Source organism: Halorubrum sodomense, from assembly GCF_900111935.1.
Classification (GTDB): domain Archaea; phylum Halobacteriota; class Halobacteria; order Halobacteriales; family Haloferacaceae; genus Halorubrum; species Halorubrum sodomense.
Genome location: NZ_FOYN01000002.1, coordinates 693,752 through 714,620, shown reverse-complemented (window position 1 = coordinate 714,620; position 20,869 = coordinate 693,752). Strand labels below are relative to the sequence as shown.

Here is a 20,869-nt window from a genome sequence, read left to right as displayed (position 1 = left end):
AAACAGATGCGGCGGCGCGTGCCTGCGAGCGGCCGGAGCGAAGCGGAGGCCGCGAGGAGTCCGCGCGAGGTCGCCGGCGCTACGCGCCGCCAGAGGGACCTTCGGTCCCTCGCTAGACGCGGCGAACGCGAGCGGCGCAGCCGCGACGCGTGAGCCGCGAGGCTGGGGAGGCGTGAGGTGCGGTCGCTGTGCGGGGCGGGGTGGGACTCAAAGGGGCGGCCGGGAGGCCGGCGCAGACGACGTCAGCACCGCAGGGAGCGAGCGAAGCGAGCGACTGAGGAGCGCAACGAGTGTGCGCCGGCCTCCCAGCTGGGGCTTTGGCGGCGTTCACCGCCGATCTACCAGCAGCGACTTATAAGCAAGCGGCTGGGGCTCTGGCGGTATCGGCCGTCGGCCAATCGTCGCTCAGTTATAACCATCGAACGCAAAGTCCGATAGCCGACCGTTCGTCCGACGGGTGACACGCGTGTCCCCGCCCACGTTATATGGGCCGAAGCCCAACTATGGTGTATGAATCAGCTCGTGAACGGCGAGTGGCGCACGGACACCTACGAGGCGACCGACGAGGAGGGCGCCTTCCAGCGGGGCGAGACCACCTTCCGGAACTGGGTCGCGGGCAGCGACGTGCCCGACCACGTCGACGCGGAGCCGGACGAGCGGTTCCAGCCGGAGGCCGGCCGGTACCACCTGTACGTCTCGTACGCCTGCCCGTGGGCGCACCGCACGCTGCTGGCGCGGTCGCTGCTCGGCCTCGAAGACGCCATCGGCGTCTCGGTCGTCGACCCGTACCGCGACGAGGACGGCTGGCAGTTCACCCCAGAGAAGGAGGGCTGTACCCCCGACCACCTCCACGACAGCGACTACCTCCGCGAGCTGTACGTCGAGGCCGACCCCGACGCCACCTGCCGGGTGACCGTCCCCGTGCTGTGGGACAAAGAGGAGGAGACCATCGTCAACAACGAGTCACGCGAGGTCCTCCGAACCCTCTCGACCGCGTTCACCGGCCTCGGTAACGGCGTCTCGCTGCTGCCCGACGCGGACGACGACGCGACCGTCGCGGAGGTCGACGAGGTCATCACCGACATCTACGAACCGATCAACAACGGCGTCTACCGCGCCGGGTTCGCGACCTCCCAGAGCGCCTACGACGAGGCGATTGACGACCTGTTCGACGCGCTCGACCGGTACGACGAGCGGCTCGCCGATCAGCGATACCTCGTCGGCGACGCGCTCACTGAGGCGGACATCTGTATGTTCACCACGCTGATCCGCTTCGACCAGGTGTACCACACCCACTTCATGTGTAACCGGAAGTTCATCCACCAGTACGACAACCTCTGGCCGTACCTTCGCGACCTCTATCAGACCGAGGGCGTCGCGGAGACGGTGAACATGGAGCACATCAAGGAGCACTACTACACCACGCACCCGGACGTGACTCCCTCGGGCATCGTCGCGCGCGGCCCCGACCTCGACTTCGAGGCCCCCCACGACCGCGAGCGGCTCGGCGGCGAGGCGCCGACGCCGACCGCGGACGACTGAGCGGCGGACGACGGACCGCGCTCGGACCGCCTACCCCTCCATTCCGCCGAACGAGAGGCCGTCCTCGACGGAGCGCTGGGCCGCGAAGTAGACGATCGCGACCGGCAGCGCGAACAGGTTCGCGAACGCCGCGAAGCGAGTCCACGGCGTCGAGAACCGCCCCTCGGTCGCGATGTTGTACAGCTCCACCGACAGCGGGTAGTTCTCGGGGCGCAGCAGCGTCTGCGCGATGATGAACTCGTTCCAGCCGGCGAGCCAGACGAAGATCAGGACGACGGCGAGCCCCGGCTTCGTCAGCGGGAGGATCACCTCCCGGATCGTGTCGAAGAAGCTCGCGCCGTCGACCATCGCCGCCTCCTCGTAGGAGACGGGGATGTTGTCCATGTACGTCTTCAGTAGCCACGTGTTGAACGGGATCGCCGACGCGGCGTAGAACAGTCCGAGAACGAACAGGTTGTTCGTGAGCCCGTAGCTGCTGAACAGCGAGTACAGCGCCACGAGCGTCGCGATCGACAGCCCGGCGCCGATCTGCGTGAACAGCACGTAGCCGTAGAGGATGCGCTTGCGGCCGACGAACTTCCGGCGCGAGAACGCGTACGCGGCCGGGACGATCATCCCGAACCCGGCCGCGAGCGTCACGCTGACGATGTAGAGGCTGTTGAACACCGCGCCGGGACCGGTCTCGGTGCCGGCCCACCGGAAGCTCACGAGCCCGCCGCTCCCGCCGAGAACGAGCTGGGGGTACCCCCAGTCGCCGTCGACGAAGAAGAAGTCGGACTCGAAGATCACCCACCGGTACGCGCCGAGGTTGTACGTCGACGGGTCCGGGAAGATGCCGCTGGTAGTGAACAGCCGCGTCCCCTCGGCCAGCGACGCCGCGAAGATCCAGAACAGCGGGAACAGCAGCACCAGCACCATCGCGAGGCCGAACAGCGTCATCAGGACGCTCTTCGCGACGTCCCATGGGGTGCGCTTCCCGGTGCGGAGGTCGTAGATCGCCCGCTGGACCGTGACGACGAACCGCTTGGGGGCGGTCGCGAACGCGACCAGCTTGGCGGCGACGAGCGCCGCGAACGAGCGGATCGCGCTCATTGCTCACCCACCCCCTCGGCGAGGCCGCCGTAGCGCACGGCGACGAGCATGAACAGCCCGACGAACGCGATGGCGACGATGAGGATCGCCGCGGAGAGCCCGAACTCGTTGAAGCTGATCGCCTCGCGGTAGCCGTACACGATGATCAGCTCGTTCTGTCTGGCCGGGCCGCCCCGGTTGAACACCCACGGGATCAGGAACTGCTGGAACGACGTCGCCGCGGTGAGGATAGAGGCGAACAGCACCGGCCCCTTGATCGCGGGCAGCGTCACCGTCCGGAACCGCTGGAGCCACCCGGCGCCGTCGACCATCGCGGCCTCGTGGAGCGACTCGGGCACGTCCTGGAGCGCGCTCACGATGATGATCACCATGAACGGGTACGCCAGCCACACCTCGGTCGTGACGTACGCGAAGAACGCCTCCCAGCGGCCGCTGAGGAAGCCGATCGGCACGTCGAAAAGGAGGACCTGCGGCGCCGACAGCGCCGACATAAACTCGTTGTACCGGCCCAGAACCGTGTTGAACACGCCGAACCGGGCGTCGCTGAACATCCCGCGCCAGACGGTGATCGTGAAGATGCCGGGGAACCCCAGCGGGACGATCACCGCGGCGCGCATGTAGCGTTTCCCGACGACCCGCGCGTGGTTCAGAAGCAGCGCGATGCCGACGGCGACGAACACCTTGACCACGAGCGAGACGGCGACGAACAACCAGGTCGTCGACATCGACGACCAGAACTGCGGGTCCCGGAGCAGCTGCGCGTAGTTCGCCAGCCCGATCAGCTCGGCGCCGCCGCCGATCACCGAGCCGGCGAACGTCGCGTCGGTCAGCGAGATGTAGAACAGGTAGACGATCGGGTACAGCATGAAGCTGGAGAAGAGGATCACGCCGGGGATGACGAGCAGCAGTCCCCAGTCGTGGCCGGAGAACGGCAGCGCCGACCGGAGCCGCGAGAGCCCGCCGCCGCCGACGTCGAGTTGTGAGGAAGCCATGGTGGGTAGAGCGGGTGTCGCCTACTGGTTCTCCCGGATCTCCGAGGCCGCCTGGTCGAGGGCCGGGCCGCTCTCCTGGTTGCCGTTGAAGACGCGGGTCAGCGCCTCGGTCAGCGGCGTCCAGACGGCGTTCATGTTCGGGTGAGTCGGGATGGGGACACCGTGGTCGACCTGCTGGGCGAACGCCCGGACGTCCTCGGAGAGGTTCCCGTCCTCGACGACCGAGGAGAGCACGGGGATGTACCCCTGCTCCTCGGCGTTGGTCTGGATGATCTCCTCGTTGGTGGTGTACCACTCTGCGAGCCCCGTCGCGGCGTCGACCGTCGACTGGTCGGCGTCCGACAGCATCGCGCTGAAGTAGAACGTCTGGATGCCCGAGTACGTCCGCGGGTTGTTGCCGTCGATGGTCGGGAGCGTGGTGACGCCGAGGTTCTCGATCTCCTCGCTCAGGTTCGCGATCTCCCACGGGCCGTTGATCGCGAACGGCGCGGCGCCGTCGGCGAACGCGACGATCTGCGACTCGTAGCCGGGGTCGGCCGGCACGTAGTCGGACACCCGTTCGAGCGCGTCCATGCCCCGCTTACACGCCTCGCTGTCGAGGTCGTTCTCGAGGCTCTCGGTGTCGAAGATGTCGCCGCCGTACGCCTGGATGAACCCGCTGACGAAGTACGGGTTCGTCACGGGGTACGAGAGGCCGTACTCCCCGTTCTCCGGATTGTGGAACTCGTCCATGGTCGAGATCATGTCGTCGAGCGTCTCCGGCGGCTCGTCGACCATGTCCTCGTTGTAGAACAGCGCGACCGTCTCCGACGCGAACGGGAGCCCGTGGAGCGCGCCGTCGAACTGGACCGCCTCCTGTGCGGTCTCGGTGAACACGTCGAGCGAGGCGTCGACGTCGTCGCTCGCGTCGTAGAGGAACGGCGGCTCCTCGCGGACCGCGAACCGACCGATCCAGTCGTGCGCCCAGATCCACGAGTCGGGGCCCTCGCCGGACGGGATGGCGGTCTCGAGCTGCTGGTCGAGCTCGCCGCCGGGCTCGTTCTTGTCGATCGTGTCCCCGCTCTCGGACTCGTACTCGTCGATGTACGCGGACATGGCCTCGTCCTCGCCGTCGGAGAGGTCGGTCCACAGCGTCGCGGTGCCCCCGGCGTCGCCGCCGTCGGAGCCGTCGGAACCGTCCCCGCCGGAGCCACCGGTGCTGATACAGCCCGCGAGCCCCGCGAGCGCAGTCGATCCCCCCATCGCCTTGAGCAGCGTTCTACGTTTCTCGTTCATGTGACTAGAACAAATGATGAACTATATTTTCATACATTTAGTGTTTGGGATACGTCCCGATCGATCCGGATTGATCCGGGTCGACCCGGATCAATCATCGATCCGAATTGATTCGACGGCGATCGCTCCGGCCGGCGAGCGGCCTCGCCAACGGTCCGATCGGGCGGCGACGACGCGCGTCCAATATTTGAGAAGAGATTATTCACCATATATCAGAAAAACAGCAAAGAACTCATATGCCGTCGGGCCGGTCTTCAGGGAAATGGCACGCGTCACGCTCGATACGCTCCGGAAGGAGTTCGACCGGGGAACCATCGTCGCGGTCGACGACCTCGACTTGGAGATCGACGACGGGGAGTTCGTGACGGTGGTCGGGCCCTCGGGCTGCGGGAAGACGACCACGCTCCGGATGGTCGCGGGTCTCGAGGAGCCCACGTCGGGCACCGTCAGCTTCGACGACGAGGACATCACCGAGGTCCACGCGAAGGAGCGCCCGGTCGCGATGGTGTTCCAGAACTACGCGTTATACCCGCACAAGACGGTCCGGCAGAACATGGCGTTCGGGCTCAAGATGAGCACCGACATGACGACGGAGGAGCGCCACGAGCGCGTCCGCGAGATGGCGGAGATGATGGGTATCGAGGACCTCCTCGACGACAAGCCGGACGAGCTCTCCGGCGGGCAGAAGCAGCGCGTCGCGCTCGGCCGGGCCATCGCGCGCGAGCCCGAGGTGTTCCTCTTCGACGAGCCGCTCTCGAACCTCGACGCGAAGCTCCGCACCGAGATGCGCGCGGAGATCCAGAAGCTCCAGAAGGAGTTCGGCGTCACCGCGATGTACGTCACCCACGACCAGGAGGAGGCGATGACGATGGGCGACCGCCTCGCCATCCTCAACGACGGGGAGCTCCAGCAGGTCGGCGCGCCCACCGAGGTGTACCAGAACCCTGTGAACGAGTTCGTCGCCGGCTTCATCGGCTCGCCGTCGATGAACTTCCTCGACGTCGACGTGGAGACGGACGGGACGACGGCGACGATTCGGAACGAGGACGCCGGGTTCGAACTCAGCCTCTCGCCGGAGTACGTCCGGGGCAACGACCTCCGGAACGGCCGGTACACGCTGGGTATCCGGCCGGAGAACATCGTCCTCGACGAGTCGCCGAACGGCGAGGGGAACCTGCGCTCAACGGTGGAGGTCGTCGAACCGATCGGCTCCGACAACTACGTACACCTCACCGTCACCGAGGACTTCCTCGCGCGCTCGCCCGCGGACGTGAAGCCGGAAGCCGGCGACGAGGTCGGCGTCTCCTTCGCGGAGGAGGACATCCACCTGTTCGACCCCGAGACCGGCGAGGACGTGTTCCTCACCGACGAGGAGATCGCGGCCGCGGTCGCTTAGGTGGGCCGGTTTTCGGATAGGGCGCCGGCGTGTGAACCGATCGTTCGTACTTTCTCCCCGTGCCGAGATCGAACGCTATCAGAACCCAGTATATCTGCTTGAAAACTGCTGACGCTGCGGTGGCCCCTTCCACTGCCCAAGCCGCTTGTTTATAGATGGTTGATACCGGATCGACGGCGAACACCTCCGAAACCCCTGTCGCTCGCTTATAAATAACTGACCGCTGAACGGCGGTGAACAACTCCAAAGCCCCAGCCGCGAGGACTCGCGCGGCTCGCTGCGCTCCTCGCTCAGTCGCTACCGCTCCTTCGCTGCGGTGCTTACGTCGCCGTGCTTCGTCCTCGCGGCCGCCCCTTTGAGTCCCGCCCCGCACAGCACGGCACCTCTCGCCTCCCCAGCCTCGTCGGGCGCGTCCGTCGGGCTCCCTCCGGTCGCCCTCGGCGCGCCCGACTCCCTCGCGCGGGCTGCTCGCGGCCTGTCGGCCGCTCGCAGGCACGCGCCACCGCATTTGTTTATAAAGGGCATGCTCGCCGGGCTTCAGTCCGTCTCGCGTCGCCGCGGGCGACAACGGCTTGAAGTGCGCGCTCGTCGGACGGACGGTAACATGGAGCCGCCAGACATCGAGCGGTTGGACGAGCGGACCGTCCAGCGGATCGCGGCCGGCGAGGTCGTCGAGCGGCCCGCGAGCGTCGTGAAGGAGCTGGTCGAGAACAGCCTCGACGCGGGCGCGAGCCGCGTGGCGGTGTCGGTCGAGTCGGGCGGCACCGAGGGGATCCGCGTCCGCGACGACGGCGTCGGCATCCCCGCGGACCAGCTGGAGGCGGCCGTCGCCGAGCACGCCACCTCGAAGATCGGGGACATCGAGGACCTCGACCGCGGCGTCGGCACGCTCGGCTTCCGCGGCGAGGCGCTGTACACGGTCGGCGCGGTCTCGCGGCTCACCGTCCGATCGCGACCCCCGAGCGCCGAGGCGGGCGCGGAGATCACCGTCGAGGGCGGTGAGGTGGGCGAGGTGCGCCCCGCCGGCTGTCCCGCGGGGACGACCGTGGAGGTCGACGACCTCTTTTTCAACACGCCCGCCCGCGAGAAGTTCCTCAAGCGGACCGCCACCGAGTTCGACCACGTGAACACGGTCGTGACCGGCTACGCGCTTGCGAACCCCGACGTCGCGGTCTCGCTGGAACACGACGGCCGCGAGACGTTCGCGACCGAGGGGAACGGCGACCTCCGCTCGGCCGTCCTCGCCGTCTACGGCCGCGAGGTGGCCGAGTCGATGATCGACGTCGAGTGGACGCCCGACGGCGGGGACAACAGGGACGAGGACGGGACGGGAGACGACGCGCCGGTCCAGCGCGTGACGGGGCTCGTCTCACACCCGGAGACGGCGCGCTCGACGCGCGACTACCTCTCGACGTACGTCAACGGCCGGTACGTCACCGCGAGCGCGCTCCGCGAGGCGACCCTCGACGCCTACGGCGGCCAGTTGGCCCCCGACCGCTACCCGTTCGCCGTCCTCTTCGTCGAGGTCCCGTCCGGCGACGTCGACGTGAACGTCCACCCGCGCAAGCTGGAGGTGCGGTTCGACGAGGAGTCGGCGGTCCGGTCGGCGGTCGAGGCGGCCGTCGAGGAGGCCCTGCTCGACCACGGCCTGGTCCGGTCGACCGCGCCCCGCGGGCAGTCGGCGCCGGACGAGACCGCCGTCGATCCCGAGACGCCGGCCGACGAGGCGGTCGGGGGCGCGGACACCGACCACGAGCGCGCCGCGCGCGAGGGGCGCGGGTCTCCGCGGTCGACCGAATCCGCGCAGTCGACAGAGTCCGCGGGTCCCGGCTCGCGACCCGATTCGGGTGACGACGGCGATAGCCCCCGAAGCGAAGCCGACACCGACGCGTCCGAGTCCGACGCCGTCGACTCCGCGACGCCGACCGAGCTGGACCCCGACGACGACGCGGCGTGGGCGGTCGACGGGCTGGACGGGGGCGCGAGCGACGACGCGAGCGGCGACCGCCCCTCTCCGCGGAGTTGGCAGGAAGACGCGACGGAGCGCGACCCGGAGGGACCGACCGACGTCGGCGCCCGGGGCGAGGCCGACGACGCCGAGGCCCTGAGCGACGCGGTCGACCGCGACGCCGACGCCTCGGGCGTCGAGGACTCGAACGGTTCCCCGTCGCTCGGTGACGGACCGGACGGCGACGGACCTGACCGCGACGGAATGGCGGGCGGCAGGGAAGTGTCGACCGGCGAGGACGCGCGGCGGTCGGATGCCCGACCCCGATCCGCCGCGCGACAGCGGACCCTCGACGGCGAGGCGACCGAGCGCGAGCGCGAGTTCGACTCGCTGCCCTCGCTGCGGGTGCTGGGACAGCTCCACGGGACGTACGTCGTCGCCGAGGCGCCCGACGGACTCGTGCTGATCGACCAGCACGCGGCCGACGAGCGGGTGAACTACGAGCGGCTGACGGCGACCTTCGCGGACGGCGCGGACGCGCAGGCGCTCGCGGAGCCGGTCCGCATCGAGCTGACCGCGCGCGAGGCGGCGCTGTTCGAGGAGTTCGTCGACGACCTCGCCGCGATCGGGTTCCGGGCCGAACGCGCGGGCGAGCGCGAGGTCGCGGTGACGGCGGTCCCCGCCGTCTTCGACGCCGCGCTCGACCCCGACCTCCTGCGCGACGTCCTCTCCGCGCTGGTCGACGACGCCGCCGCGGGCGACGAGCCGGTCGCGAACGTCGTCGACGAGCTGCTCGCCGACCTCGCGTGTTACCCCTCCGTCACCGGGAACACCTCGCTGACCGAGGGGCGGGTCGTCGACCTGCTCGACCGGCTCGACGACTGCGAGAACCCCTACGCCTGCCCGCACGGGCGGCCGGTGGTGATCCGGCTCGACCGCGACGAGATCGGGTCGCGGTTCGAGCGCGACTACCCGGGCCACGGCGGGCGACGCGCGGAGTAGCGAGACGATCGGGGCTTCGGCGGAAAGTGCCCAGAATTTGGGACCGGCAACGCGCCTGAATATCACGATTGATATGGAGAGGCGTCGGTTTAACACGTTGGTTTCCCTGATCGGTCACATGCCGATCGCAGCGGTGAAAGACAGCTACGGGGCGAAACTGGGCGTCGGGTACGTCGCGACGGGGGCGTTCATCGTCGCCGTCGGGGTGGTCACCGACGACGCGAACGCGACGGTCGTCGCGGCCGTCGCCGGACTGCTGACGTTGGGGTCGATCAACGCGGCCGAGACGATCGCCAGCGTCACAGAGATCGGCGCGCAGACGCGGCGCGTCGCCGACGGCGACATCGACCGCGAGGTCCGGTCCACCCGGACCGACGAGTTCGGTGAGCTGGCCGGGTCGATCGAGGAGATGCGGGTCTCGCTGAAGGACCGACTGGCGGAGATGGAACGGACGCAAGACGAGCTGGAGGACGCGCGGGCCGAAGCGACGGAGATGGCGGACCGGTACCGGCGGACCGCGGAGCGGTACGCCGAGGTGATGGAGGAGGCCGCGACCGGCGACCTCACGCGCCGCGTCGACGTCGACGAGAGCGACGAGAGCCTCGCGACCGTCGGGGAATCGTTCAACCGGATGATGGACGACCTCCAGAGGACGGTCGAGACGGTGCGGGAGATGGCCGACCGGATCGAGGCGGACGCGGGCGAGATGGCGGAGATGAGCGGCGAGGTCGAGCGGCGCGTCGCGGACGCAACGGAGAGCGCCACGACGATTCGCGGGCAGGCGAGCGACCAGCGCGCGGAGCTGGAGTCGATCGCCGCCGACGTCGAGAACATCAGCGCGTCCGCCGAGGAGATCGCGGCGACCGTCGACGACCTCTCGGACCGGAGCGAGGCGGTGGCGGCGACCAGCGACGACGCCCGCAGCTCCTCGCAGAGCGCCCTAGACGAGATGGCCGAGGTCGAGTCGGAGGCTGAACGCGCCGTCGACCGCGTCGAGCAGCTCCAAGACGGAATGGAAGAGATCACCGAGATCGTCGACATCATCGGCGAGATCGCGGAACAGACCAACATGCTCGCGCTGAACGCCTCGATCGAGGCGGCCCGGGCGGACGGCTCCGGCGACGGGTTCAGCGTGGTCGCAGAGGAGGTGAAGGGGCTCGCCGAGGAGACGCAGTCCCGCGCGAACGAGATCGACCAGATGATAGACGACATCGCGGACCAGACCGAGGAGGTGACGGTGTCGATCCGCTCGACGCAGGAGCGCGTCCAGACCGGGACCGACACCGTGGAGTCGACGCTCTCCGACATCGAGTCGATCGCCGACTCCGTCGACGAGATCAGCGGGTCGCTCACCGAGATCCGCCGGACGACCGCGGACCAGGCGGACACGGTACAGGACACCGCCGACTCCGTCGACGATATCACGGATATCAGCACGGAGACCGCGGAGACGGCGGAACAGGCCGCGACGGAGATCCAGGAGGGACAGTCGGTCGTCGAGGACGTGTCCGACTCGCTGCGGGCGTTCCAGACCGACGCCGTGACGACGCTTCAAGACCGGGTCGCCGCGTTCACCGTCGAGGAGGGCGAGGCCGCCTCAGGCGGCCCGGCCGCCGAGTCCGGGACGGCGCACTCGCGGGCGACGACCGACGGGGGTGCGCGATGACCGGTGCCGTCACCAGTGCGTACTGGCTGGCGGCGGTCGCCTTCCTCATCGGAGTCGGGATCACCGCGGCGCTGTACGCGAAGCTGGAGGGGTCGAGGGCGCGCACGCGGCTGGCCGCGCTGGCCGTTATCCCCGGGTTCGCCGGACTCAGTTACGTCGGGATGGCGCTCGGGATCGGGACGGTCACGGTCAACGGGGCCGAACTCGTCGGCCTTCGCTACGTCGACTGGGTCGTCACCACGCCGCTCCTGGTCGGATTCATCGGGTACACCGCCGGCGCGTCGCGTCGCGCCATCGCCGGCGTGATGATCGCGGACGCGCTGATGATCGTGTTCGGTGCCGCCGCGGTCGTGAGCGGCGGGACGCTCAAGTGGGCGTTGTTCGGCGTCTCCGCGCTGTTCCACGTCTCGCTGTTCGCGTACCTGTACGTGATCTTCCCGGGAGGTATCCCCGACGACCCGATGCAACGGGGGCTGTTCAGCCTACTGAAGAACCACGTCGGGCTGCTGTGGCTCGCCTACCCGTTCGTCTGGCTGATGGGCCCGGCGGGTATCGGGTTCACCGGGGCGGTGGGCGCCGCGCTGACGTACGCCTTCCTCGACGTGTTGGCGAAGGTGCCGTACGTCTACTTCTTCTACGCCCGGCGGCAGGCGTTCATAGACGTGACGGACTCGCGGGCGGCGGCCAAAGGCGACGGTCCCGCAGTGGGCGGCGAGGCTCCCGTCGCGACCGGCGACGACGCCCCGACCGCGGCCGACTGAACCGGGACGAGGGGCCGTCCCGGCCGACCGCGGAGAGGTACGTTTTAGGCGACCGCGGTCGACCCGGGCGTATGGAACGCGTAGCGATCGTCGGCGCGTCGATGACCCGGTTCGGGCAGCGCGACGCCTGGGTGCGCGAGCTGCTGGCGGAGGCGGGCGCGGCCGCGCTCGACGACGCCGGCGTCGACGGCGACGACCTCGAGCACCTGTACGTCTCGAACATGGCCAGCGGCGAGTTCGAGGGCCAGACCGGCGTCCCGAACGCCCTCGCCCACGACCTGGCGGCCCAGCCGGCCTACACCGCGCGGATCGACCAGACCTCCTCGTCCGGGGGCGCGGGCGTGTACGCCGCGTGGCAGTCGGTCGCCTCGGGCGCGAGCGACCTCACCATGCTCGTCGGCGGCGAGAAGATGACCCACCGGACGACGTCGGAGGCGACCGACGTGATCGCGTCGCTCACGCACCCGGCCGAGTACAAACACGGCGTCACACTCCCCTCGTTCGCGGGGCTCACCGCGCGGCTGTACCTCGACGAGTACGACGCGCCCCGCGAGAGCCTCGGGAAGGTCGCGGTGAAGAACCACCGGAACGGCGTGGACAACCCCCACGCGCAGTTTCAGAAAGAGGTGGACCTCGACACGGTCCTCGACTCGCCGGTCGTCGCGGACCCCCTCCGGCTGTACGACTTCTGCCCGATCACGGACGGCTCCGCGGCGCTCGTGTTCTGCCCAGAGTCCGTTGCCGAGGAGTACGCCCCCGGCGGCAACTACGCCGTAATCAGCGGGATCGGCGGCGCGACTGACACGCACGTCGTCCACGAACGCGCCGATCCGACGACGATGGGCGGCGTCGTCGACTCCTCGGAGATCGCCTACGAGACGGCCGGGATCTCCCCGGACGACGTCGACGTGGCCGAGCTCCACGACATGTTCACCATCCTCGAGTTCCTCCAGAGCGAGGACCTCGGCTTCTTCGAGAAGGGCGAGGGGTGGAAGGCGGTCGAGGAGGGCGTCACCGACCGCGACGGCGAGCTCCCGATCAACACCTCGGGCGGGCTCAAGTCGAAGGGCCACCCGCTCGGGGCCAGCGGCGTCGCACAGGTGTACGAGATTTACCAGCAGGTCACCGGGAACGCCGGCCCGCGACAGGTGGAGGCCGACACGGGGCTCGCCTGTAACGTCGGCGGGTTCGGGAACTGCGTGACCACCACCGTTCTGGAGGGCAGCCAATGAGCGACAACGACGCGGCCGAAAGCGACGGCACGACCGAGGGGGACAGCGCGGAGCCGACCTTCGAGGCGGCGGAGTACGCGGACGGGACGGTCACCTACCCGCCACACACCGTGAGCCCGAACGGCGCCGAGCGCGTCGGGACCGTCGACCTCCGCGAGTACGAGGGGCGCGTCGTCACGTGGACGACCTCGACCGCGACGCCGCCGGGCGTCCGCGAGCCGAACACCCTCGCCATCGTCGAGTTCGAGATGGGTGACGAGTACGACGGCCCGCCGGTCCGCGCGCTCGGGCAGATCGCCGAGCGCGGCGAGGCAGGTCGTGGAAGCGACGGAGACGAGGGCGACGGCGGCGAGCAGTTCGACGTCGAGATCGGCGACCGCGTCGAGCCCGTCTACGCCGACGAACTGCGCGAACCGGGCGCCGGCATCCGCGAGCCGGAGAGCCAGGCGTGGGACGGCTTCCGGTTCCGCCCGGTCGAGTAGTCCGACCGCTCCCTGCGGCTCGGGATTCAGGCCCGGAACCGCGCCGCGCCGGAGTCACCGAGCGGGCCGAGCCGCTCCTCGTGGACCCCGTCGAGCGTGTACACGTCGGGTCGGTACCGGATCTCCTCGGTCGCCCCGTGAACCTCTCCGAGTCGGCGTCGCACCCGGTCGACGTCCGCCCGGTGGAAGTAGTTCGGCGTGAACACCAGCACGGCGTGGGCCGTCTCGCCGAACGCCTCGCGGCCGGCGCGGGTCGTGACCTTCGCGTCCCAGAACCGCCCGGCTTCGACGTCGTCGACGACCGCTTCCCAGAGCCCGTCGACCGTCTCGGCGGGGCGCTCGACGAGCCACTTCCCGCTCAGGTACGTCGTCTCCAGCGCGAGCCGGTCGACGTCGCGGACGGTCTCGGGGTCGGCCGGGAGCGATCCCTCTCGCTCTCGGTCGATCTCCGGTAGATTCGCCTCGGTCGTCGCCGCCGGCCGCGTCACGCCGTGTTTCGGGAAGTAGCCGTCGCGGGCCTGTCGCGGGAATCCGGTGACGTGTTTGACGCGGAGCCAGTGCCATCCCGGCTCGTCGATCTCGCTCGGGGAGCGGTCGGTGACCATGGAAACGGATCGCGCGTCGCGAGGCAAAACGCTCCCGCTCGCGTGGAAAACGGCCCTCGCCCGCGACGGCGCGCCGAGGGGGCCGGCCCGCGGCGCTCAGACCCGTCGGTAGTCGCCGAGTCGGGTCCCGTCGAGCAGGTACGCGTCCGCGGTCGGCAGCGCCGCCGGGAGGTACGGCGCGAGGAACGACTGCCCCTCGACGTTCACCCACGTCCCGCCCGATCGCTCGTTGAACGCGGGGAAGACGACGAGCTCGGGCGGAGCGGCGTCGCGGGCGTCCTCGCCGGGGTCGGCCCCCTCGCCCGCCTCGGTGAACGCCGCGGGGTCGAGTTCCCCGCGGAGCCACGCGCGCTCGACGCGCGAGCCGCCGACCGCGTCCTCCAGCCGGACCTGGGGGTGCTCGTGGCCGGTACAGACCACGTCGGCGTCGAGGAGCGCGGGATCGGGCCAGGTGTGGCCGTGACAGACGGCGACGCCGGACATCGGGCCTCCGACCTCGCCGAGCATTCCCCCCTCGGGACCGATGGCGTCGAGGTCGTCCGCGAACGCCGCCGCGACCCCCGCGTCGTGGTTCCCCTCGACGAGCGTCATCGGGACGCGGTCGGTAACGGCGGATATCAGCGTTGCCAGCTCCTGGCGCTCGTCGCCGTCGGGCGCCCCGATCCGGTGCGCGAGGTCGCCGAGGACGACGAGCCGGTCGGCGTCGGTCTCGACGATCAGGTCGACGAGGCGCTCGCGCCGCTCGTCGGCGCGGGAGTCCAGTTCGACGCCGCGCTCGTAGCGCAGGCCGACCTCGATGCCGGCGTGGACGTCGGCGACGAGCAGCGCGCGCTCCGCGCCGAGGTCGGCCAGGGCCGCGGGCTGGCCGACGACCGGCTCGACCGCTGGCGCGTCGCCCATCAGATCGGCTTGAGCAGCCCGTCGCCCGGCTCGTAACACTGGCCGCTCATCAGCGCGTCCTGGACGGCGTCCTCGACCGCGCCGGGCTCGACGCCGTGCTCGTCGGCGACGCGCTCGACGACCGCCTCACGGGGCGCACCGTCGCCGTCGTCGAGGTCGTCCATCGCCGCGACCGCCGCGGCCTCGAGGTCCACGTCGTCGGCGTCGCCGGCCTCGTCCGCGTCCCCGCCGGCGCCCGGCTCCGCGTCGTCGGTCGCGGGTTCCTCGGCTGCGGCGGCTTCGTCGCTCTCGGATCCGACCGGCTCGTCCGCGGCCGCGGCGGAGTCCTCGGCCCCCTCGGCGAGCCCCTCCGGGTCGGGCACGTCGATATCGGCCTCGCCCGGCTCGTCGACCTCGGTCCCGGTCGCGAAGTCGGTGCCGAACTCGGACTCGATCTCCTCGCGCTCCTCGTCGTCGAGCTGGTACATGTCGTCGGCGTCCGCGTCCGGATCGAGGTCCGCGTCCGGATCGAGGTCCGCGTCCGAGTCCCCGCCGGCGTCGAACGCCGCCTCCGAGTCGCCGCCAGCGTCGAAGTCGCCGAGCCCGCCGTCGTCGCTCGCCGCGTCGGCGGCGCCGGAGTCGGTCGCGCCGGAGTCGGTCGCTTCACCGGCCGTCGTCTCGTCGGGCGCGTCGGCCGGCTCGGCGGATGTATCGGTGTCGGCCGGCTCGGCGGTGGCGTCGGCGTCGCCGAGCGATTCGGACTCGGCGGCCGAGGCCGACGCCGGCTCGGACGCTTCGGCCGTCGAGGTCTCGCCGGGGTCGTCGGACGCCGATTCGCCGATCGACTGGGAATCGGCAGCCTCGGCGTCGCCCTCGCCGGCGGGCGGGGTCGACTCGGCGGTCGGTTTCCCGTCGTCGGCGGCGTCGCCCGCGGCCGTCGCCGCCGACGCGTCGACCGTCACGTCGGTCTCCGGGAGCGGGCCGATCGTCGTCGGCTCTCCCTCGTCGGGCGCGAGTTCGAGGGGCCGGACCTCGTCGCGGTCGCCCGCGATCATCTCCAGCGCGTCGACCGCGAGCCGGCGGACCGCCTCGGCGTAGGCCGCGGTGGTGCCGTAGTGGTCGAGCGCCTTCGGGATCCCGGCGGCCAGCGGGGCGGGGGCGCCGCCCGCCTCCAGCGCCGCGCGGAGGTCGTCGCCGCGCAGGTCGGAGTCGAACGCCGTCGCGAACACCGCGAGGCGGTCGAGCGTGGCCTCGGCCGCGGAGACCACCCAGCGGTCCCGGGTGTCGGCGTCGACCTCGTTGAGGCTCTCCGGGCGGACGGAGGTGAACACCCGGTCGGAGTCCTCGGGCTCGAAGGTGCGGGCCTTGCCCGTGAGCGCGACGAACGCCGGCGGCTCGGCGCGCTCCAGGAAGGTCTGCGCCTCCGGCTGGTACTGGCCCGCGTAGGTGACGAACGCGCCGGAGGGGTCGACGACGCGGCCGCGGCGCGTCTCGTCGTTCACGCGCTCGACCTCCGTGAGCACGCCCGCGGTGAACAGGCGGTTCACCCGCGCGCCGGTCGGGGTGACGACGTAGTTCGGCGCGCGCTCCTCGTCGCTCTCGGAGTAGGAGAGGGACGCGTCGTCGAACTCGGCCGCGAACACCCGGTAGGCGACCTCTCGGGCGCCCGGCCCGTCGTCGCTCATTCGCCCACCTCCGCCAGTGCGGCGCGGGCGTGTGCGGCCGGGTCGTCGGCCGCGAGCTCGAACTCGACCGCGTCGAGGGTGGCGCCGTAGTCGTCGACCGAGAGGTTCCCGCGGACGCGGTAGGCGCGGCCCACGAGCGAGTCGGCGATGTCGTCGGCCACGACCGCCTTGTCCATCGCGTCCTTCGCGGCGTCGAGGGCGTCGTCGAGGCCGCCGCCGTACACCTCGGCGGTGAGCTCGTCGTCGAGGACGACCGTGACCGTGTCCGTGCCGTCGTCGAGGATGGCCTTCACGCGCAGGTCGTCCTCGCCGTCCACGTCCCCGTGGCTCCGGCACTGGCCGTTCTGGACGACGCGGCCGCACTCCGGACAGCGCTCGATCAGCCCGGAGCCGTCCCGGACCTCCAAGACGTTACCGACGACCTCGACGTCGAACATCCCGCCGGAGCCGACCGCGTCGGCGACCGAGAGGCGCGGGGCGTCCTCCGCGACCTCGACGGGGTCGGGCAGCGGCGTCACGGTCGAGAACTCGGTGAGGTTGATCGAGGGGACGCCCCGGAACTCCCGGACGTACACGTCCTCGATCCGGAGGTCGGCGCCGGCCTCGATCTCGGAGCGGGGCTGCCAGTCGGTGAAGGGGAGCTTCGCGGTCTCGTCGCCGACGACGCCCTCTAAGATGTCCGTCTCGCCGTCGCGCCCGGAGATGGTCTTCTCGTCGACCTCCAGCACCCGGACCTCCACGTTTCGCCCGCGGTCGCCGGCCGCGATGTCGACGAGGCTGCGGTCGCCGCCGACCTCGTGATCCACCTCGACTTCCTCGTCCGCGATGGCGACGGTGGTCGAGTCGTTGAGGTTGAGCTCCGGCTCGCCCTCCCACTCGCGGACGCCGGCGTTGCCGATCGTGAGCGAGTCGCCCGGCTCGAAGCCGAAGTCCTGCCACGCGGTGTAGGAGATGACGCCGGTCCCGTCCGCGACCTCGCCCTCGCGGATCGTGAGGTCGTCGCCCTGATACCGGATCGTGCGCGTCCCCTGCGTGAGCACGCGGACCGTCACCGTCACGCCGTCGTTGTCGGTCGTGATCTCGCCGACGTCGACGGCGTCGGGCGCTGGCGACGACCCGCCGCCACCGCCGCCGTGTTTCCGGCGGACGCTCTGTTTCGCCTCGTCGATGGGAACGCTGTACTCCAGTAGGTTCTGTAGGTCGGCTTTGACCTCCTCTTTGTCGACGCCGAGGTCGGAGGCGAGCTCCTCGGCATGGCTGTTGACATCCATCGAAGCGAGGTTCGGCGCGGCCGCACAAAAGGATTCACCACGGGGGTGAGGCCGGAACCCGAACGACGCCGGTACTGCTAAGCCACTCCCGTCCGCAACGTGCGGCATGGACGAGATCGACATCGACGCGCGCGTCACGGGGGAGCGAACCGTCATCGACGTGACCGGGACCCGCGACGTCGCCGTCGTCGTCCGGTCCGAGAGCGGCGAGCGGATCTACCTCCCGCCGGAGAGCTTCGACGAGCCCGTGTCGGGGTCGCCGTACACCTCGCCGTACCAGGGCGGGAGCGGGATCGACGGCGAGGAGAGCCCGTACGGCGGCGGCGCCGGAAGCACCCGCGGCGTGGTCGAGACGGCCGACGGGTTCCGGATCAGCCACCCCGAGACGGCGACCGAGTTCGACGTGTACCGCAGCGACGAAGCGTAACCCGGTTCCGGGGTTCGACCCGGGCGTCGCGGCCTACGCGACGTCTTCGTACACCGCGAGCGTGTCCCCGGCGACGTCGGACCACTCGCGGCGCTCGTACTGCGGCGGCTCCTCACGGTCGAGCGCCTCGATGAGCCCGTCGACGATAGACTCCGAGTCCGTCTCGACCTCGACGAGGCAGCCGTCGGGGAGCACCTCGGCGACGCCGGAGGGGGTCGCGACGACCTGCGTCCCCGCCTCCAGCGCCTCCGTGATCGTGATCCCGAACGGCTCGGCGTACGAGGGCGAGACGAAGGCGTCCGAGGCGGCGTAGTAGTCGCCCAGCTCCGCCTCCGGGACGTAGCCGACGAACTCGACGCGGTCGTCGATGCCGAGCAGCTCGGCGAACCGCTTCAGCTGCTCGGTCTGGTGACCCGACCCGCCGACGACGAGGGTCACGTCGCGGCCGCGGAGCTTCTTGGTCGCGTACAGGAGATGCGAGATCCCCTTCTGGTCGGTGTGACGGCCGACGAAGAACAGCATCTCGCCGTCGATACCGAGGTCCGCGCGCACGTCTTTCCCGGAGAACTTCGGCGTGGAGAAGCCGTTGTACACGACCCGCGAGTCAGCGTCGTACAGCTCCTTGATGTCCTCGCGGACGATCTCGCTGACCGCGATGTTCGTGTCGGCGGCGTTCGCGAGCCGACGCTCGGTCTCGACCTCGCGGCTCGGCGGGTCGATGTTGCGGTCGCTCGCCAGCGAGTGGAACGACGAGATCCAGGTCGCGTCGGACTCGCGGGCGGCGGCGCGACCGGGTCCGTACCCGAACCAGTCGTGGGTGTGGATCAGGTCGTGGTCGGGCGCGAGCTCGGCGAACCGATCGGAGAGTTCTCCCACGCGGGCCGCGACGTCGCCCTCGCCGGTCTCGACGGGTTCGAGCCCCGGCTCGTCGTCGGGCGCGAACTCCGCCGGCAACACCAGCGTGACGTCGACGTCGAGGTCGTCGCGCAGCCCGGTGAACAGTTCCCCTACGTGGACGTCGAGCCCGCCGGTGATGTTCGGCGGGAACCCCCACCCCAGCATGAGTACGCTCGGCGGCATACCCCTCCGTTTCGGGAGTCGGTACTTAGGTATGCCCCTCGTGAGTCGGGTCGCGAAAGGAGGACCCTCGGATCGGCGTCAGGCCGCGTGGACCGCGTCGCGCAGCGCGTCCGTGCGTTCGGTGATCGAGTCGGCGGCGTCCGCGAGCACGTCGAGGGGGTCGCCCTCCTCGGCTTTGACGGTGAGAACGGGCTCGGTCTGGCCGCCGGACTGCTCGGGGTTCACGTCGTAGGTCGCGGCCGCGACGTCGTCCGACTCCAACAGGGCGCCCTTCAGCACGTTCATGAACGTGTGGTCCTCGCCCGCGATCTCGATGTTGAGCTCCGTGTCCGTCTTCTCGATGACCCGCAGTTCCATGTCCGTGAGGTCGGGCGAGCGGCGTTTCAAGCTTTCGTCTCCCGGATATCGAAGGATGCGGACGGCTCGCACGCGACCCGAAAGCGTATGCCGACCGCTCCGGTGGCCGCCGTATGGAGATTCGACGACTGCCCCCCACGGCGGCGGCTGCGGAGCGCTACGCGAGGGAGCTGTGGCTCCCCTACCACCGCGACCTCGCCGCGGCCGCGTCGGACCACGCGCTCGCCGATCGCCCCGACGACGAGCTGATCGCCGCGGAGACCGAGTTCCGCCTCGATCTGTGCCGCGAGAACGACGACCACCGGACGTGGGTGGTCGGGGTCGACCCGGAAGCCGAGGCGGGCGACGTCGATTCCGAGGTTCTCGACCCCGAGAGCCCCGCGCCCGTCGGGGTTCCCGGCCCGGACCGCGACCTCGTCGCGTTCGTCTCGACGAGCGTCGACGCGTGTCCCGAGGTGTTCGACCGCCCCGACCGGCTCGTGGTCGGCGACGTTTACGTGAACGAGTCGTATCGAGGGACCGGATTGGCCGACTTGTTAATGGAACGGGCGGTCGCCGACGCGCGCGACCACGGCTGCGGCGAACTCCGGCTCGACGTCGACGTCGACAACGAGCGCGCGACGTCGTTCTACGAGCGGTGGGGGTTCGAACCGTACCGCCGCCAACTGACGGTCCCCGTCTCGGAGGTGTGACCGTGGAGATCCGGCGGCTCCGCGAGGCGGACGTGCGACCGCTGGTCGAGGAACTGTGGCTGCCGTTCGCCCGGGAGATGGAACCGGTCGCCGAGCGGAACCGCCTCGCCGACGACCTCGACCTCGTCGCCGCGGGCGTCGAACGCCGAGCGGACCGCCTCGACGACGACGAGGCGATGACGTGGGTCGCCGTCGACGGCGGCGACCTCGTCGGCTACGCCGCCGCGAGCGTCGAGTCGTCCGCGCCCGTGTTCGCCGCGGGCGACCGGCTCCACGTCGGCGAACTGTACGTCCGCGAGCCGTACCGCGGCGAGGGCGTCGCCGGCGATCTGCTCGACCGGGTCGACGTGACCGCCGCGGCCCGCGGCTGCGAGCGCGTGACGCTCGACGTGGCCGTCGGCAACGAGCGCGCCAGGGCGTTCTACGAGAAACGGGGGTTCGCGGTCGCGCGGCACCGCATGGTCGCTCGCGTCGACGAGGGGTGA

Annotated in this window: 19 protein-coding genes; 10 read left to right on the top strand and 9 right to left on the bottom strand. The window is 70.3% G+C overall.

All coding sequences use genetic code 11. The features are described 5' to 3' along the window. Nucleotides 1-510: 510 nt before the first annotated feature. Nucleotides 511-1,542 carry a glutathione S-transferase family protein gene (locus BM286_RS08395; RefSeq protein ID WP_092921102.1) on the top strand — a complete coding sequence of 344 codons (1,032 nt, stop codon included), beginning with the start codon at nt 511-513 and terminating at the stop codon, nt 1,540-1,542. A 30-nt stretch (nt 1,543-1,572) separates the two neighbouring features. On the opposite strand, the gene BM286_RS08390 is transcribed toward BM286_RS08395, so the two are convergent. From BM286_RS08390 to BM286_RS08380, 3 genes are read right to left on the bottom strand one after another with little or no spacing between them, the layout of a single operon-like run. Beyond that, nucleotides 1,573-2,634 carry a sugar ABC transporter permease gene (locus BM286_RS08390; protein ID WP_092921101.1) on the bottom strand — a complete coding sequence of 354 codons (1,062 nt, stop codon included), beginning with the start codon at nt 2,632-2,634 and terminating at the stop codon, nt 1,573-1,575. After that, nucleotides 2,631-3,626 carry a carbohydrate ABC transporter permease gene (locus BM286_RS08385; RefSeq protein WP_092921100.1) on the bottom strand — a complete coding sequence of 332 codons (996 nt, stop codon included), beginning with the start codon at nt 3,624-3,626 and terminating at the stop codon, nt 2,631-2,633. Before BM286_RS08385 ends, BM286_RS08390 begins: the two co-directional genes overlap by 4 nt. A 21-nt stretch (nt 3,627-3,647) precedes the next feature. Then, nucleotides 3,648-4,901, bottom strand: a complete 1,254-nt coding sequence (locus BM286_RS08380) for an extracellular solute-binding protein (protein WP_174548999.1) — start codon at nt 4,899-4,901, stop codon at nt 3,648-3,650. Between the two features lie 262 nt (nt 4,902-5,163). On the opposite strand from BM286_RS08380, the gene BM286_RS08375 reads away from it, so the two are divergent. From BM286_RS08375 to BM286_RS08345, 6 genes are all read left to right on the top strand, one after another. Further along, on the top strand, nt 5,164-6,297 hold the full coding sequence (locus BM286_RS08375) for an ABC transporter ATP-binding protein (RefSeq protein WP_092921099.1): 1,134 nt from the start codon (nt 5,164-5,166) through the stop codon (nt 6,295-6,297). Nucleotides 6,298-6,901: 604 nt separating this feature from the next. Next, nucleotides 6,902-9,247: a DNA mismatch repair endonuclease MutL gene (gene mutL, locus BM286_RS08365; RefSeq protein ID WP_092921097.1), complete on the top strand. Its 2,346-nt coding sequence runs from the start codon at nt 6,902-6,904 to the stop codon at nt 9,245-9,247. Between the two features lie 118 nt (nt 9,248-9,365). Then, nucleotides 9,366-10,913 carry a methyl-accepting chemotaxis protein gene (locus BM286_RS08360; protein WP_241989441.1) on the top strand — a complete coding sequence of 516 codons (1,548 nt, stop codon included), beginning with the start codon at nt 9,366-9,368 and terminating at the stop codon, nt 10,911-10,913. Then, complete coding sequence (locus BM286_RS08355) at nt 10,910-11,674, top strand: bacteriorhodopsin (RefSeq protein WP_092921096.1); 765 nt, start codon at nt 10,910-10,912, stop codon at nt 11,672-11,674. The genes BM286_RS08360 and BM286_RS08355 overlap by 4 nt, the downstream gene beginning before the upstream one ends. Before the next feature lie 71 nt (nt 11,675-11,745). Continuing rightward, nucleotides 11,746-12,906: a thiolase family protein gene (locus tag BM286_RS08350; RefSeq protein WP_092921095.1), complete on the top strand. Its 1,161-nt coding sequence runs from the start codon at nt 11,746-11,748 to the stop codon at nt 12,904-12,906. Next, complete coding sequence (locus tag BM286_RS08345) at nt 12,903-13,388, top strand: PhlB family protein (protein ID WP_092921094.1); 486 nt, start codon at nt 12,903-12,905, stop codon at nt 13,386-13,388. The genes BM286_RS08350 and BM286_RS08345 overlap by 4 nt, the downstream gene beginning before the upstream one ends. A 26-nt stretch (nt 13,389-13,414) precedes the next feature. Here the strand turns inward: BM286_RS08345 and BM286_RS08340 are convergent, their stop codons facing one another. The 4 genes from BM286_RS08340 to BM286_RS08325 form a co-directional block, all read right to left on the bottom strand. After that, nucleotides 13,415-13,993, bottom strand: coding sequence for a putative phosphothreonine lyase domain-containing protein (locus BM286_RS08340; RefSeq protein ID WP_092921093.1), 579 nt, complete (start codon nt 13,991-13,993; stop codon nt 13,415-13,417). A 96-nt stretch (nt 13,994-14,089) separates the two neighbouring features. Beyond that, nucleotides 14,090-14,893, bottom strand: a complete 804-nt coding sequence (locus BM286_RS08335) for a metallophosphoesterase (RefSeq protein WP_092921092.1) — start codon at nt 14,891-14,893, stop codon at nt 14,090-14,092. Further along, a complete protein-coding gene (locus BM286_RS08330; protein ID WP_092921091.1) occupies nt 14,893-16,557 on the bottom strand; it encodes a hypothetical protein in 1,665 nt (554 codons plus the stop codon). The genes BM286_RS08335 and BM286_RS08330 overlap by 1 nt, the downstream gene beginning before the upstream one ends. Next, nucleotides 16,554-17,828, bottom strand: coding sequence for a Single-stranded DNA binding protein (locus tag BM286_RS08325; protein ID WP_092921090.1), 1,275 nt, complete (start codon nt 17,826-17,828; stop codon nt 16,554-16,556). Before BM286_RS08325 ends, BM286_RS08330 begins: the two co-directional genes overlap by 4 nt. A 106-nt stretch (nt 17,829-17,934) precedes the next feature. Here BM286_RS08325 and BM286_RS08320 point away from each other — a divergent pair, with 106 nt between their 5' ends. Beyond that, nucleotides 17,935-18,255, top strand: coding sequence for a DUF7510 family protein (locus tag BM286_RS08320; protein WP_092921089.1), 321 nt, complete (start codon nt 17,935-17,937; stop codon nt 18,253-18,255). Nucleotides 18,256-18,288: 33 nt separating this feature from the next. Here BM286_RS08320 and BM286_RS08315 read toward each other — a convergent pair whose 3' ends face one another. Then, nucleotides 18,289-19,317, bottom strand: a complete 1,029-nt coding sequence (locus BM286_RS08315) for a glycosyltransferase family 4 protein (protein WP_092921376.1) — start codon at nt 19,315-19,317, stop codon at nt 18,289-18,291. A 96-nt stretch (nt 19,318-19,413) separates the two neighbouring features. After that, entirely contained in the window at nt 19,414-19,692 is a 279-nt protein-coding gene (locus BM286_RS08310; protein WP_092921088.1) for a DNA-directed RNA polymerase subunit L, read from the bottom strand. Between the two features lie 113 nt (nt 19,693-19,805). Between BM286_RS08310 and BM286_RS08305 the strand changes: the two genes are divergently transcribed. Further along, nucleotides 19,806-20,384 carry a GNAT family N-acetyltransferase gene (locus BM286_RS08305; RefSeq protein ID WP_092921087.1) on the top strand — a complete coding sequence of 193 codons (579 nt, stop codon included), beginning with the start codon at nt 19,806-19,808 and terminating at the stop codon, nt 20,382-20,384. Next, nucleotides 20,381-20,869: a GNAT family N-acetyltransferase gene (locus BM286_RS08300; RefSeq protein ID WP_241988388.1), complete on the top strand. Its 489-nt coding sequence runs from the start codon at nt 20,381-20,383 to the stop codon at nt 20,867-20,869. The genes BM286_RS08305 and BM286_RS08300 overlap by 4 nt, the downstream gene beginning before the upstream one ends.